The sequence below is a fragment of the Sphingomonas pseudosanguinis genome, assembly GCF_052056765.1.
GTDB lineage: Bacteria > Pseudomonadota > Alphaproteobacteria > Sphingomonadales > Sphingomonadaceae > Sphingomonas > Sphingomonas pseudosanguinis.
In genome coordinates this window covers 171,969-186,666 of the sequence record NZ_CP189888.1, presented here as the reverse complement: position 1 = coordinate 186,666, position 14,698 = coordinate 171,969, and the positions used below count along the sequence as shown (strand labels likewise).

At 70.2% G+C, this 14,698-nt stretch carries 10 protein-coding genes; 2 read left to right on the top strand and 8 right to left on the bottom strand.

The features are described from left to right. Window positions 1–174: 174 nt before the first annotated feature. From pelF to ACQHGV_RS00830, 8 genes are read right to left on the bottom strand one after another with little or no spacing between them, the layout of a single operon-like run. Window positions 175–1,650 carry a GT4 family glycosyltransferase PelF gene (gene pelF / locus ACQHGV_RS00865; protein WP_440979082.1) on the bottom strand — a complete coding sequence of 492 codons (1,476 nt, stop codon included), beginning with the start codon at window positions 1,648–1,650 and terminating at the stop codon, window positions 175–177. Continuing rightward, window positions 1,647–2,501, bottom strand: coding sequence for a hypothetical protein (locus tag ACQHGV_RS00860; RefSeq protein WP_440979081.1), 855 nt, complete (start codon window positions 2,499–2,501; stop codon window positions 1,647–1,649). Before ACQHGV_RS00860 ends, pelF begins: the two co-directional genes overlap by 4 nt. Then, entirely contained in the window at window positions 2,498–3,484 is a 987-nt protein-coding gene (locus tag ACQHGV_RS00855; RefSeq protein WP_440979080.1) for a hypothetical protein, read from the bottom strand. The genes ACQHGV_RS00860 and ACQHGV_RS00855 overlap by 4 nt, the downstream gene beginning before the upstream one ends. Further along, on the bottom strand, window positions 3,481–4,962 hold the full coding sequence (locus tag ACQHGV_RS00850; protein ID WP_440979079.1) for a hypothetical protein: 1,482 nt from the start codon (window positions 4,960–4,962) through the stop codon (window positions 3,481–3,483). The genes ACQHGV_RS00855 and ACQHGV_RS00850 overlap by 4 nt, the downstream gene beginning before the upstream one ends. Next, the gene (locus ACQHGV_RS00845; RefSeq protein WP_440979078.1) at window positions 4,959–6,650 is read right to left on the bottom strand and encodes a hypothetical protein; all 1,692 of its coding nucleotides are present in this window, start codon (window positions 6,648–6,650) and stop codon (window positions 4,959–4,961) included. Before ACQHGV_RS00845 ends, ACQHGV_RS00850 begins: the two co-directional genes overlap by 4 nt. A gap of 23 nt (window positions 6,651–6,673) precedes the next feature. Continuing rightward, entirely contained in the window at window positions 6,674–7,534 is an 861-nt protein-coding gene (locus tag ACQHGV_RS00840) for an endo alpha-1,4 polygalactosaminidase (RefSeq protein WP_440979077.1), read from the bottom strand. Continuing rightward, window positions 7,531–8,928 (bottom strand): exopolysaccharide Pel transporter PelG, encoded by a 1,398-nt coding sequence (gene pelG / locus ACQHGV_RS00835; RefSeq protein ID WP_440979076.1) that lies wholly within the window; start codon window positions 8,926–8,928, stop codon window positions 7,531–7,533. Before pelG ends, ACQHGV_RS00840 begins: the two co-directional genes overlap by 4 nt. 21 nt (window positions 8,929–8,949) lie before the next feature. Beyond that, window positions 8,950–12,321: a M10 family metallopeptidase C-terminal domain-containing protein gene (locus ACQHGV_RS00830; RefSeq protein ID WP_440979075.1), complete on the bottom strand. Its 3,372-nt coding sequence runs from the start codon at window positions 12,319–12,321 to the stop codon at window positions 8,950–8,952. Window positions 12,322–12,538: 217 nt separating this feature from the next. Between ACQHGV_RS00830 and ACQHGV_RS00825 the strand changes: the two genes are divergently transcribed. Together ACQHGV_RS00825 and ACQHGV_RS00820 are read left to right on the top strand one after the other, a co-directional pair. Then, entirely contained in the window at window positions 12,539–13,219 is a 681-nt protein-coding gene (locus ACQHGV_RS00825) for a response regulator transcription factor (RefSeq protein ID WP_440979074.1), read from the top strand. Continuing rightward, window positions 13,216–14,580 carry an ATP-binding protein gene (locus tag ACQHGV_RS00820; RefSeq protein ID WP_440979073.1) on the top strand — a complete coding sequence of 455 codons (1,365 nt, stop codon included), beginning with the start codon at window positions 13,216–13,218 and terminating at the stop codon, window positions 14,578–14,580. Before ACQHGV_RS00825 ends, ACQHGV_RS00820 begins: the two co-directional genes overlap by 4 nt. The last annotated feature ends 118 nt before the right edge of the window (window positions 14,581–14,698 follow it).

Sequence of the window (14,698 nt, the reverse complement as noted above, 5' to 3'; positions counted from 1 at the left end):
CGACCATCCTTTCCCTTCTTAGACAGAAATGACGTCAGCGTGACCCGATCGGTCATTGCGAGCGTAGCGAAGCAATCCAGGGCGTCTTGCCCGGACACTGGATTGCTTCGCTACGCTCGCAATGACCGATCCATCTCATGTCATCCTTTTCCAGAGGAGAGGATTGCGCAGGGCTCACCCCCGCGCCGCCAATTCTCCGTACAGTCGGCGATACGCCCCGATGATCGTCGGATGGTCGTAATCGCGCTTCACCCGCTCGCGCATCGTCTCGCCCATGGTCCGGCGCAGCGCGGGGTCGTCCATGATCTGCCGGATCGCCGCCGCCGTCGCGGCCGGGTTGACCAGCGGGGTGACGATGCCGCCATGGCCGCTGTCCTGCCCCCCTCGCCCCTCGATCATCTCGCGGCAGCTGCCGACATCGGGCGCGACGACGGGGATGCCGCAGGCACCGCCCTCCAGAATGACCAGCGGCTGCGCCTCGGACAGGCTGGTCAGGACGAGCAGGTCGATCCGCATCATCCAGTCCTCGATTCTGACCCGCCCCTCGAAGGACAGCGCTTCGCCCAGCCCCAATTCGGCGACCAGCGCGGCGCATTCGGCGGCATAGGCGGGGTCCTCGTCCTCCGGCCCCAGCACCACGAAGCGGATGTCGGGCCGCGCGGCGTGGACGATCGCGGCGGCGCGGATGAAGGTCTTCACATCCTTGATCGGCACCACCCGGCCGAGCAGCGCGACGACCGGGCGGTCGGGGTCGCGCGCGTCGGGCAGATGCGCGAAGCGGCGGACATCGATGCCATTGGGGATCGCCCGCACCCGATTGGGCGCCGCGCCCAGCCGCCGCTGCACGACATTATTCTCGCCATAGAGCGCGATGACCGGATCGCAGGCGGCGTAACAGGCCTCGGCATAGCTGGTGAACGCGCGCACCCACAGGTCGCGCAGGTCGCGCACGCTGCGCTCCAGCTCCAGCCCGGTATCGACCTGATCGCCGATCCAGTCGGCCATCATCACCTCGATCTGGCGTTCGAGCAGATAGATGCCATGTTCGGTGATGAAGGCCGGCCGCCCCGTCCGATAGCGTGCCCGCGCCGCCAGCAGTCCGGCAAAGCCGGTGGAGATGGTGTGATAGACCCGCGCGCGCGGCAGCGGCGCGGTCAGTACGGTCAGCAGGCCACCGAGCAGCGTGCGCATCGCCCAGAAATAATGGTGGAACGACGCGCGCGGCAGGATCGCACGGTAATGCCGCTGCAACCGCGCGAACATCGCCGGATGCGCGAGGATGTCACCGGGATCGAGCGGCCGACGCGCGCTGGCGAGCAGGTCGAGCAACGTCGCCATCGCGTCCGGCCGCCCGGTCGCGACGAACACCATCAGCGCATCGGCGATCGCGGCGGCCAGCCGGTCGGGTATGGCGCGCGGCGCGACGGCGGCGGGCGCCAGCCCGATCTCGGTGACGCCCACGACATTGGCGGGCGGGGTGATGCGGAACGGCAGCGGCGCCGGCCCCGCCTTGATCGCCACGACATGGAAGCGGATGTCGGGCAGATGGGTGATCAGGTCCTGCAGCCAGCCGGAAACCCCGCCGATGACGTAAGGATAGGCCCCCTCGACGATCAGGCAGACATCGGCGTCCTCGCCGACACTGCTCACCGCGCGGCCTCGGTGCGCCACCAGGCGGCATCCGCGTCCTCAGGTACACGCGCCGCGATCCGGTCGATCGCGTCATAATCACGCCCGTCCCAGGCCATCTCGATCGCCAGCCGCTCCGCCTCGCCCACCAGATCGCCGCGCGCCAGCAGCAGCACGGCCTCCTCGCGCAACGCCGCGCGCTGCATATCGGACAGCAGGATATTGGCGCGACCATGCTCGGCGAGCAGCCGGCCGAGCGCGGGCACCGCCGCCGCATCGCCCCTGGCGATACGTGCCTCCAGCGCGGCGCGGTGCTCGCCCAGATTATGGACGATCCGTGCCGAGGCGGCGGCGGCGAGCGCGCGGATCGTCTGGTCGGGATCGTTCAACACCTGCGCGACCAGCGGCGACAGCCCCGGCTCGAACGAGCGCACCACTGTCTCCAGCGCGCGACGACGCTCGGCCACCGGCGCATGGCGCAGGATTGCGACCAGCGAATCGAGCCGTTCCGAGACGGGAAAATAAACCCGCCCGTCGAGCAGCCGCGCCATTTCGCGCGCCGCACCGCGCCGGGGATTGGGCGCGGGGCGACCGAAGACGCGCGCATGATGATCCGACGCGGACATCCTTGCCCAGCCGCGCTCGCTCCCGCGGCCGATCATCTGTCCCAGCACCAGCCCGATCGGTCCCGCCACACCCAGGATCGCGGCGGCGAACCCGCCATGCGGGTCGGAACGCAGCCACAGGTCATAGGTCAGCGCGCATAGCAGCGCATGGCCGAACAGCGCCGCCCCCGCCCCCATTCCGAACAGCATCGCCGCACCGATCCAGGCGAGGTCGAGGATCGCCAGCGCGACATATCTGGCCGTCATGCGATCCGTCCGGCGTTCCGCAGCACCCGCAGCGGCGCCTGTCCCTGATCGAGGATCAGCGGGCCGAGCCAATGGCCTATCTCGGCCAGTTCGGCGATACGGTGCGCATTGAACCGGTCGATCGGCAGGTCGTGGAACAGCAGCACGCCGCTCAGGCCGCCTTGCCCGTCGGCCAGCGGCACCGCCGCGACGCCCAGCCCGGCCAGCCATTCGCGATCACCCCGCCGCGCGACATGGCGGACGCGCATCTCGCCCGACGCGGCCAGCGCCTCGACCATCGCCGGCGGCAGGAGATCGGGCCGGCCCATGCTGGCCCCCGTCACCGCCCCGCCGCGCAGCCAGGCACGCGCGCCGTCCGGCCCCAACCGATAGCAGGTGAAGTCGTCGCCATACGCCGCCAGCCCAATCAGTTGCGACAGCGCGCCGCGCCGCGCGGCAGGGTCGGGCGAGGACAGGCGCGACGCGGTGGCGATGATATGGCCGGCGGTGCGGGGATCGGCGGCGATGCGGCGTTGCAGGTCGCGATTGGTGCGCGTCAGCCGCTCATGCGCATCGGTCATCCGCCCGACATCGCGCACCGCCTGCGCCCCGCGCCGCAGCGCCTTGGCGAGATGGCGTTTGCGCGCCAGCGTCACCTCGCCCACCGCGACCGCCACCACCGCCCAGAGCAGCGGCGGGATCGACAGATGCAACAGCCAGTCGAGATAGTCGCGCTCGCTGCCGTCCCGATGCGCGGCGAGCAGCCACAGGCCCGAGGCGATGACCGCCGCCGCGACGCCCGGCCCGGTGCCATAGACCAAGGCCATGACGAGCACCGGAATCCAATAGGGACTGGGCCGCACCCCGGCGAATCCCAGCCCGCCGGTCAGCCATTCGTCGAGCGCGGCCAGCAACGCAAAGGCGATCGCGATTTCCAGCGCGATGCGCGCATGACGCCGCCACCGCTGCGCGGGCTTGCGCTCCGCCACCGTCTCGGGCGTCATCGCGGCGGCCCCAGGCTGCGCGTCACCAGCGCCCGGGCGAACAGCTGCTGCCCCGAAAAGCCCGGCCGGCTGATCGAGGTGATGCCACCCGACGCCTCGACCTTCCAGAACAGGCCGATCGGCGCGACCAGCCCCAGGCTGGCATTGGGGCCGTCGCCGCCGAACCGGTCGATCGTCCAGCCGGCCATGCCAGTCAGCTGCACGTCGCCCAGCGCCTCGCCCAGCATCGCCTGCACGGTGTGATTCTCACGGTCCGCCAGCGCGATCAGCGGCAGGCCCGCCGCGTCGTCGCGCATGTGCTGCACATATTCCGCCTCGATCCGATAGCTCAGCCCGAACAGCGGATAACGGCGGCGGATCAGGTAATCGAGGCCGCCCGCCAGCGTCACGCTGTCGCTCGCACCGCGTGCCCCCGCCAGGCCGTAACGATTGACGCCCAGATCGCCCTGCACGACCACGCCCGATCCCAGGCGATAGGTCCCGCCCAGTGCCGCGCGCGACAGATAGCCGCCGGCCAGCACCTGCGCCGGGGTCGCGTAGTCGGGCATGTGCCGGGTCAGCGCGACGCGCAGTTGCGCCTCGCTCGGGCCATAGGTCATCTTCACCCCGCCGCCGGTCACCCCGTCGTCGAGCGCGGCGGCGGCCAGCAACTGCAACCGCGCGGCATCGCTGAGCGCCACCGCCAGCCCGGCATCGACGATCGTCGCGGTCTCGCTCCGGCGGCGCGCGCCCGTCTCGACCCGGCTGACCAGCTGGCGGACGCCCAGGCCAGCACCGATCCGGTCGTCGAGCGGCAGATCGACACGCGCACCCGCCTCGACCTGCGCCAGATCGCCGCCTTCGCGCGCGACCAGCCCGACGCTTGCGGTGCCGCCCGCCGCCGCCATCGCGCGGCGTGCGGGGTCATCGGTCGCCCCCGCCGCGCGATAACCCCGCGCCGCGCCTGCGACATCGCCGTCGATGGCGTCCGCATCGGCAAGCAGCCGCGCGGCACGCTGGTCCTGCGGATCGCGCGCGAGCAATGCGGCGGCTTCGCGCCGCCCCCGGCCGGGATAGCCGGCGACCATGTCAGCCTCGATGCGGGCATGGTCCAGTTCATTGCCGGCGCGCGTGGCGGCGGGCGCGAGTGCCTCGGCCAAGGGACGAAAGGCGGCGATCAGCGCGTTGCCGACGATCCGCGCGTCCATCGCCCATCCCGCCGCCGGGCGCAGCACCAGGCTGACATCGTTCCAGCGCAGATCGCCGATCGCCGCGCCCGCCTGCGACTGGAACAACGCCACCGCCTCGTCACCCGGCGGGCGATCGGCATGGACGATCACCTCGCCCCCCGCCCGCTCCAGCGTCAGCACCGCGCCGGCGGGCCAGATCAGCCGCGGGTCGCCCGGCGCGACGATGCGGTGGTCGACCAGCACCGTGTCGGGCACGGTCAGTTGCGGCAGGACCACGCCGTCCGATGGGGGCAAGGCGATAACGATCATGGCCTCAGCACCGCCCGCGCCCGCCCCGGCTGACCGGCCGCGATCAGCAGCCGCGCGTGCAACGCCGCCAGTTCCATATCACGCGGCGCATCGCGACGCATCGCCGTGACCAGCGCCAGCGCCTCGTCCCGCCGCCCGAGCCGGTCGAGCAGTTCCACCCGCGTCCGCCCGGTGCGCGGCGCCTGAAGCAGCGCCCGTTCGAGCCAGGGCCCCGCCGCCGCCGGGCCGCCCAGCCGCGCCTGCGCATCCGCCATCAGCCGCAGGGCGGGCAGGTCGCCGGGCACCTCGGCCAGATAATCGCGCAAGCGGTCGCGGGTCGCCGCCGCATCGCCCGCATTCCACGCCGCCCAGGCGAGATCCAGCCGGTCACGCGGTCCGGCAATCCCCGCCGCGATCCGCCGCTCGGCCAGGCTGCGCGCCTGCGCCGGATCAAGCCCGTCGGCCAGCCCTGAGACGCGGCGCAAGGTCACCGGCTCCAGCGACCGCCCGTCGAGCAATGTCGCCATCGCCTGTCGCGCGGCGGCCCGATCGCCCGCCGCCTGCGCCAATTGCAGACGCAGGATCGCGACATCCGTGCGCGCGGCGAGCGGATGCCGCTGGACAAAGGCCAGCGCCGTGGCCGGCGTATCACGCTCGGCATAGGCGGCCAGCCAGCGCGCCTGATCGCTCGCATCCCCCGCCAGCGCGCGGGCACGCAGCCAGTCACGATCGGCGGGCGCGGGGCGCGGCCCCATCAGATAGAGCAGCCGCTGCCCCACTGCCGAGCCGGGCGACTGGTCGGCGGCCGCCCGCCGCAACAGCGCGATCGCATCGGCGCGGGCGTCGAGTGCCAGTAGACGTTCAGCCAGCACCGGCAGGTCGGCCCCCGGCCGCGCCGCCTGCGCCCCTATCGCCGCGCGCAGCCCCGCCCGGTCGCCGGTCCGCGTCATCCAGGCGGTGCGTGCCGCGTCCCGCTCCCCGGCGGGCAGGGCATCGATGGCGCGCGACACCGCCGCTTGGTCGCCCGCCCGGCTCGCGACCCGCAGCGCCAGCCAGGGATCACTCGCGCGCCAGTCGGCACCCCCCGCCCGGTCGAGCCGTGCGATCCAGTCGAGCCGCCCGCGCGCCTCGGCCCGCTGTGCCAGGTCATGCGCCAGCTTCGCATCGGGCGGGGGGATCGCTCCCGATGCCACCGCCGTGATAATCAAATCGGGGCGATCCAGCGCATAGCCGGCCGCCACGATCGCCGCCGCCGGCACGCCGCCGGGACGCATGGCGGCGGTGGCGAGCAACGCTTGCGCCTCCTTGTCGCGGCCCAATTTGCGCAGCAGTTCGATACGCAGCGGCCACGTCGCGGGCGTCGCGCCATCGGGTCGCGCAGCCAGATAGTCGAGCGCCACCGCCGGACGCCCCGCCGCCGCCACATCGTAGGCGACCTGCGCGGTCGTGACCGCCACGCCCCGGTCGATCAGCGCCCGGGTCAGCCTGACCAGTTCGGCCGCATCGGCGCTGCGGATCGCGGGGGCGAGTTCGGGCGGGGCCGGGGTTGCGGGCGCAGCGGCGATGACGGGCTTCGCCGCCGGCAGGGCGGACGGCGCGGGCGGCGCGGCGCGACGCGCGGCCTGCTCCACCTCGCGCGGTCCGGGCATCAGGGCAAGACCCAGACCCAGGATCGCGAGACCCGCCGCGATCGGCAATCCGATCGCCATCCAGCGCTGCGACGGATGGCGCCTCATCCCGCCGGCTCCGCGATCAGATGGTCGAGCGCCAGCGTCGCGACATAAGGATCGAACCCCGCCGCGCGTTCGCGGGCATAGAGCGCCGCCACCGTCCGCCGATCGGCGGGGTCCCAATAGTCCAGCGTGGTCAGGCGCAGCGCAGGGTTACGCGCCTTGGCCCCGCGCAGCCGCTCGGCCTGCCACCCCCAGTCGCTGTCCGCCAGCATCTCGTACCGCTTGGCCGCGAAGCTCCAGCGCGACGCCATCGACTCGCCGAGCAGATAGTCGATGCGTGGCGCCACCTCGGGCAGCGCGGCATAGCCCCGGTTGAGCATCAACAGGATATCCGGGAAACGCGCGCGCAGCGCCGCCACCAGCGCCGCGCCGGCCGCGACCATGCCCTTATGCCCGACCGGATCGGTGTGCTCCATCGCCTCGGCATTGTCGAGCGTGTCGAGGAACAGCCCGTCATAGCCCATCGCCAGGATCTCGGGCACCACCCGGTCGATCAGGGCAGCGCGCCAGGCGGGATGGCGCAGGTCGACATGCCGCGCATCGGGCCAGTGCGGATTGGGTGCGAGCAGCGCGCCGTCGCGCGCCAGCGTCGCGAAATAGGGGCGGTTCTTCTCCACCTCGCCCAGGCTGACATAGCCGAGCAGCTTGCTGCCCGGACCGCGCAACGGCGCGATCGGGCGCGCGTGATGCGGCTCCAGCACCAGCAGGTCGAACCGGCGCGCCAGTACCGGATCGGTCGCCGCGCCATAATCGACGCCCCAGCGCCAGCGCCGGTCGGCCGCATCGCCGCCGTCCCGCTGGAACAGCGCCGTGCCCAGCGCGCCGGCACCCATCGCCAGCAGGGTCCGCCTTCCCATCATGCCCAACGTCCTTCGCGCCCGACCACGGCCGGGTTGTTGCCCACGAAGAGCAGATAGACCAGCCGGACGGTCGATTCCGCGACCATCGCGATGCCCACCGAGGCCCCCACCACCGCGCCCGCCATATAGCCCCAGCCAAAGGCGGCGAAGCCGGCATTCCATTGCAGCCAGGTGGCCAGCGCGCTCGCCAGCGCGAAGCTCCCCCAGATCAGCACCACGCGCGCGAAGAGGTCGTAATAGGACAGGACGACGGTCGCTCCGATCGCGACGAGATGAAAGACCGCGCCCGCCGACGTATGCCGAAAGGCGAAGATGCCGCGCGGGTCCGCGCCGATCAGCTCGAACAGCGGCACCGCGAGCACCCAGGCGAGTGCGGCGACCAGCGCCTGGATCAGCACCAGCAGGCGCAGGCCGTCGGACAGCGTCTCGATCAGTTCGGCTCGCGCCTCCTCGATCCGGGCCAGCGTCGAGGTGCCGGTGCAGCGCGCCATCAGGTCGCCAAAGGCCCGGTCAAACCGCGTCTCGCCGACGATCAGCACCAGCGTCAGCCCCGGCACGATGGTCAACAGCCCCAGGAAACTGCCCGCATCGTTGATCGGATTGAGCCGCAAATGCCCCAGCGTCGCGATGCTGTCGGGGCCGGCCCAGAGCAGCCATTTGTCGACCCAGATCGCCACCGCCCCCGCCAGCCCGGCCATGCCCACGATCAAAGCCAGCCGCGAGCCGATCAGGTCGCGCCCCGGCAGGATCGGCGGCGCGGTGAATTGCCGCCGCAATATGAAAAGGACGGCGGCCAGCGTCAGCCCGGCACCGCCGGTGACGCTCGCCAACACCCAAGTTCCGCCGGGATGCCCGGCAAGGGTGAGGCAAATGCCAGCGCCACCGACGCCCAGCAGATAGGCGAGCGGCACCGCGCGATACTGGCGCAGCGCGGTCAATAGGGGCGAGGCGATCCAGATTTGCGTCAACCAGGCAAGCAGCACGCTGGCCCAAGCGGCGCGCACCAGCGGCAGTTGTGCCCACGTGCCGAACACCAGCGCGCCCAGCGCCAGCGCCAGCGCACCGCCGCCGGCCAGCGCGACCAGCAATATCCCCGGAACCCCGCCAACATCGCGCGCGAACAGCCGGTCGGCCATCAGCCGCGTCGCCAGGATCGCGATCGGTCCCGCCGCCAGTGCCGACAGGCTGAAGGCATAGATCAGCACGCTGTGCACCATCAGGGCGTCACCCGCCGCCATGGCGCCGGGCGTCCAGCGCTCGAACGCCGCCATGGCCAGTGCGGTGACCAGCCACGGCCCGGCGCTGATGACCGCGCCGTGCAGCGCGGCGCCGGCGATCCCGCCGACTCCGCCCTCACGCGCCATCCTGGCCAGTTGAAAGCCGATTCCCGCCATGACGGCGGTCTTAGCCCCTATTTATAAATAAAAATCACCGGCGGTCAGGTTGTGATGCCCGAGCAGCGCGATCGAGAAGTCGGCTAGACCGAAGGCGTCGGTATTGCCCTCGACGATGGTATATTCCTTGCCGCCGACCATCTGGTAGCTGAAGCGCAACTGGCCCGCACCGGTGAAGGCCGCGCCGGGTTTGGACAACAGGGTGAAGGCTTGGTCGCCGCGCGCGAAGAGCGAGGTGTTGGCATCGATCGCCGACAGGTCGATCTTGTCCTCGCCCGAGCGGAAATCGGTGATGACATCGCGCAGCGACGACAGGGTCGAGCTTTCCTGCGTCGATTCGAAGCGGAAGACGTCCTTGCCCGCGCCGCCGGTCAGCATGTCCTTGCCCATGCCGCCGATCAGGATGTCGTCGCCGTCGCCGCCGTTCAGCGTATCGTCGCCCCAGCCGCCGATCAGCTTGTCGTTGCCGCCCAGGCCGTTCAGCACGTCATGGCCCCAGCCGCCGTCGAGCACGTCCTGCTCGCCGGTGCCGTTGATCGTGTCGCTGAAGATCGTCCCTGTCTTGGTGATGCCGACGACATCGGTGACGCCGATCGACAGCGTCTGCAGATCGACCGCGCCCTTGGCGTCGGTGGCGATCACGGTCACGTCATAGACATTGTCGTGATCGAGGTCGGTCGGATTCTCGTAATCCGGGCCGTTCAGGAACTTCAGCACGCCGGTCGTCGCATCGATGGCGAAGGCCGCGCCGTCGCCCTTGTTCGCGATCGAATAACGGATGCTGTCGCCCAGCGCGATGTCGGGATCGGTCGCGGTGATGGTGGTGACGGCGGTGCCGTTCTCCGCGATCGACATCCTGCCCGTATCGCCGCCGCCGAAGGAGGTGATGGTCGGGCCGCTATTGGCGACATGGCCGATGGTCACGTCATGCTGGCCGATCGACCCGATGTCGATGGTCAGGATCTCGCCGACCAGGCTGGCGACGGTCGCGCCCTTGACGGTGGTCCAGTCGGTGCCCGGCGCCTTCAGGTCGACGACGACCTTGCCCTCGCCCTCGACCGAGAAGCTCAGGTCGCGACCGTCACCGCTCAACGAGATCAGCGAGGCGCGCATCGGCAGGTCGGTGATATGGGTCACGTCATCGGCCGCCTGGCCCATGGTGATGGCGTAGGTGCCGCCCGCCTTGGGCAGGAAGACCTTGTTGGCGTCATAGGCGTACCAGCCGGTCACGCTCTTGATCACCTGCCCCGCCTGCTGACCGTCGACGTCGAGCGCGAAGGTGCCAAGCGTATCGCCGGCCGATGTCACCTTGGCGGTGATCGTGTCGCCCGCCACGGTGGTGGTGATCGATGCCTTCTGGAACGCGCCGATGCGCGCGGCCAGATCGGCCAGCGTCACGAACTCGACGCCGGCGGCGGCCGCCTTGGCGATGAAGTTGGTGAACATCGACGTGACATAGGGGCTCTGCACCGCCGCATCGCCGGTCCACATGGCGGGGCCGTAATCATGCCACGGCCATACGATCACCGGCGCATCGGCATGCGCGGTCAGCGTCGCCAGTTCCTTGCCCCATTCGGCCTCCGCCTCGGCGACGGTCTTTTTCTGGAACTCGATCAGCGAGAAGTCGAACATGGTGTTGGGGGCGAGATAGACCTTGCCGTCCGCCGCATTGCCCGGGGTCATATAGCCGAAGGCGTTGGGGTAGCCCGCGCCGACGCCGGTATAACCGCCCGACAGATAGTCGACATGCTTCAGGATTTCCTGGCTGGTCGCGATCGTCTCGGGCGCGCCCGGAACCGCCGCACCGCCCAGCGATACCTGCCGGCCCAGATAGGCGCTCATCTGCTTTTCCAGCTCGGCGCGCTCGGCCCCGAACTCATAGGCGATCTGGTCGGCGGTCAGGACATTGGTGTCCTCGGGATGGGTATAGCTGTGCAGCCCGATCTCGTTGCCCGCCGCCATCATCCTGGCATAGATCGGCGCCGACACCGACCAGTCGGTCGAGCGCTGCTGCGCCGGGTCGTTGCCGATATTGACGTAATAGCTGCCGACGAAATTATAGAGCGCCTTCCACTGATCCAGGATCGGCAGCATCTTGGTATAGATGCCGGCCGAGCCGTCGGTCGGCTTCACCTCGTCCGAATACTGGCTCTGGTCCATGTCGACACGGGACGCGAACAGGCCGGCGTCGCGGGTCATCTGCAGGCCGACGCGCAGGCCGCCGGCGCTGGCCGAGCCATGCACCGAATAGTCGATCGCCTTTTGCAGCAGATTGTCGTCGGCCATCGCCGCTTCGGTCGAGAAGATGACGTTGCGGCCGCCGGTATGGGTGGCGATGGCGGCGGCATAGGTCTGGCCGTTCACCGTCTGGGTCGCGATCGTCTCGCCCGTCCCGCTGACGCTGGTGAAGGCGTTCCAGCCGACACCCTTATAGTCGCGGATCGTCTCGCCATTGGCATAGCCGTCGAGGACGCTGCCCTGCGCATCGGTCGCCTTGATGGTGACGTCGGCCGGCCAGCCGCCGGTCACGCGGGTGGCATCGAACAGCAGCTTCATGCGCGCATAGCTGTCGCCCGCCAGCGCGCTGCCGTCCGCCGCATTGGTCATGAACTCGCCAGCCGCGACCAGGCCGATGCCGAACTGCTTGGTCGCCTGTTCCAACGTGTGGGCGATCGCATCCGCCTTGTCCGCCTGCACGTTGCGGAACGAGGGGAAGACGATCGAGTCGTACTTGGCCAGCGTCGACAGGTTGGTGAGATCGTCCTCGGTGATGATGTCGAACGGCGTACCCGCCTGCATCGCCTGGGACTGCGCGGCCATGAACAGCTGCGCATACGCCGTCTTGCTGAAATAGGCGTTGGCGGTCGTCTCCGACCAGACGATCGCGATGCGGTGGGACGGGTCGGCGGTGATGCCGGTGTCGTTGAAGATGGTGAAGGGCTTGGCCGAGTAATTGCCGGGCAGGAACGCGCTGTCGTTGACGTCGTACAGCGTGTCGATCGCCTGCGGATTGCCGATCATCGCCTTGGGCACGCGGAACTCGACCGTCTGGCGATCCGCCGACCATGCCGCCTGCAGCCCCGCCATCACCAGCGTCTCGCCCGCGCCGCCCTTGTAGAGCGAGACGGTGCCGTCGGCGTTGAAGTTGACGTTATATTCCGCGCCGCCGGCGAAGCCGAAGACCTGATAGCCGGTGGCGGCGTTGCGATCGGTGTTCAGCCAGGCGGTGGTGTTCGCCCCGATCGCCATCGGCGCGGTCATCGCGAAGACGAAATCGCCGCCATCGCTCTTGGCATAGATCGAATAGCCCTCGCCCAGCCCGCTATCGATGCGGTCGGTCGCGCGCCAGTCGGACAGGTCGCCGTCCAGGATGATCGAAGTCGTGGTCGCCATATCTCGCCTCTCGACCCCTTCGGGCCATCACCCGGCGCTCCGCACGCGGAAGCGCCCTTCTGTCGGCTTTGCTGCTACGCGTGCAACGCCGCCGGCGGAACCATGGAGTCCCTGCCCATCTGTCCCGACTGTTCCAGCGCGATACGAACCGGGCGATTGGGGCTTGGCTTTTTCCCCCGATGGGACGATTCGCCCGGTTCGAGATGGAATGCGCCCGATGAGTCTGCACCTGCTTCTGGTCGAGGACGACCGCGACTATGCCGCCGGCCTTACCGCCGACCTCACGCGGCTGGGCCACCGGGTCGAGCAGGTCGGCGACGGTCGCCTGGCGCTCGCCGCGCTCGATCGCGAACAGTTCGACGCGGTCATCCTCGACCGGATGATGCCCCGGCTCGACGGGCTGTCGGTGGTCGAGACGTTGCGCGAACGCGGGCTGACCATTCCCGTCATCATGCTGACCGCGCTGTCGATGGCGTCGGACAAGGTCGACGGGCTGGAGGCCGGCGCGGACGATTATGTCGTCAAGCCGGTCGCCGCCGAGGAGCTGAACGCGCGGCTGGGCGCGGTGCTGCGCGGCCGCCGCTGGACGACCGGCGACAGCGACACGATCCGCGCCGGCGACATCGTCGTCAGTCCGACCAGCTTTCGCGCCTGGCGCGGTGGACAGCCGATCGCGCTCGCCAATCTCGAACTCAAGCTGCTGACCGAATTGGCGCGCCATGCCGGCGAGGTGCTGACCCGCGCCATGCTGATCGAGCGCGTCTGGGGTTATGAGTTCGAGCCGGAGACCAATGTCGTCGACGTCTATATCCGCCGCCTGCGCATCAAGCTGACCGAGGGCGGCGCCCCGGACCCGATCGAGACGGTGCGCGGCATCGGCTATTCGCTGAAGCCGTGATCGATGCGGCGCTCCGCCGGGTGTCGCTGCGCGGGCTGACCGCCTGGGTCCTGGCGCTGTTCCTGATCGCCACCATCGCCACGGGGGTGTCGATCATCGCCGCCAACCGCGTGACCGTGGCGCGGCTGGTCGACCGGCGGATCGATGTGGTCAGCGACCTGCTCTTGGAGCGCGAGGGCCGCGCGGGACCGATCCCGACGCCCGCGCTGCTCACGCGGATCGCGACCCTGGCGGGCCAGCGCGACACCGGCGACATCGGCGTGCTGCTGCTCGATTCCGCCGACCGGCCGCTGGGCGGCAATATCCGGTTGCGCCACGCCCTGCCGCTCGGCCGGTCGGACCTGCGCGCGCCCGCCGGGATCGCCGGGCTGTCGCATGGCCGCGCGCTGGTCCGCGATGCGGGGGCCGGGCGGCGGCTGGTCATCGTCGCCGAGACCGAGCCGTTCGACGATTACCGGACGCAGCGGACGCGCATCTATCTGATCGGCTTCGGATCGATCATCCTGATCGTGGTCGGCGGCATCATCGCCTTTTCCCGGCTGGTCGGACGGCGGATCGACGAGCAGCGCGCCGCGGTCGACGCGATCATCGCCGGCGACATCCGCCACCGCGTGCCACTGACCGGATCGGCCGACGTCTTCGACCGCCAGGCCGCCGCCTTCAACCGGATGCTCGACCGCATCGGTGAGCTGATGGAGGGGATGCGCGGCGTGTCCAACGACATCGCCCACGACCTGCGCACGCCGCTGGCCAGTTTGCGCGGGCAGGTGGCGCGCATGGCCGAGGAAGCGGACGCCCCCGAACAGGCCGCGTGGGCGCAAGGCGCACTGGCCCAGTGCGACGCGCTGCTGGCGATGTTCGCCGCGTTGTTGCGCATCGCCGAGGTCGAGGCGGGCCACCGCCAGGCGGGCTTCGCGCCCCTGGACCTCGCCGCGCTGGTCGAGGAGACCGCGACGATGATGATTCCGGTCGCCGAGGAAGCGGGCCACCATCTGACGTTCGCCGTCACCAGCCGCCCCGCGCCCTTCCAGGGCGACCGCCAGCTGCTGATCCAGGCGCTGGTCAACCTGATCGGCAATGCAATCAAACATGGCCGCCCCGGCGGCACGATCCATGTCGAATTGGCGGCGACGGACGATGGAGGGATCGCCCTTCAGGTCCACGACGACGGTCCCGGCATCGCGCCCGAGGACCACGTCCAGGCGCTGCGCCGCTTCGGCCGCCTCGACAGCGCCCGCACCCGCGCCGGCCATGGCCTGGGCCTGCCCCTGGTCGCCGCGATCGCCCGGCTGCATCGCGGGCGACTGGACCTGGGCGATGCGCGGCCGGGGCTGGTCGTGTCGATGATCCTGCCGGGGTGACACGCCCAATTAAGCGGCCGGCATTCTCGACCAATGGGCGCGCTCCGTTTTTCCATAACGAAAAAAGCGGGCCGCCCCATCGGGGACGGCCCGCCAGGTCAGGATAAGACGATCCGGA

What these genes read in the sequence shown, in the direction of transcription:
- ACQHGV_RS00860 (WP_440979081.1), bottom strand. Translation starts at nt 2,501, where the DNA reads ATGACGGCCAGATATGTCGCGCTGGCGATCCTCGACCTCGCCTGGATC.
- ACQHGV_RS00855 (WP_440979080.1), bottom strand. Translation starts at nt 3,484, where the DNA reads ATGACGCCCGAGACGGTGGCGGAGCGCAAGCCCGCGCAGCGGTGGCGG.
- ACQHGV_RS00850 (WP_440979079.1), bottom strand. Translation starts at nt 4,962, where the DNA reads ATGATCGTTATCGCCTTGCCCCCATCGGACGGCGTGGTCCTGCCGCAA.
- ACQHGV_RS00845 (WP_440979078.1), bottom strand. Translation starts at nt 6,650, where the DNA reads ATGGCGATCGGATTGCCGATCGCGGCGGGTCTCGCGATCCTGGGTCTG.
- ACQHGV_RS00840 (WP_440979077.1), bottom strand. Translation starts at nt 7,534, where the DNA reads ATGATGGGAAGGCGGACCCTGCTGGCGATGGGTGCCGGCGCGCTGGGC.
- pelG (WP_440979076.1), bottom strand. Translation starts at nt 8,928, where the DNA reads ATGGCGGGAATCGGCTTTCAACTGGCCAGGATGGCGCGTGAGGGCGGA.
- ACQHGV_RS00830 (WP_440979075.1), bottom strand. Translation starts at nt 12,321, where the DNA reads ATGGCGACCACGACTTCGATCATCCTGGACGGCGACCTGTCCGACTGG.
- ACQHGV_RS00825 (WP_440979074.1), top strand. Translation starts at nt 12,539, where the DNA reads ATGAGTCTGCACCTGCTTCTGGTCGAGGACGACCGCGACTATGCCGCC.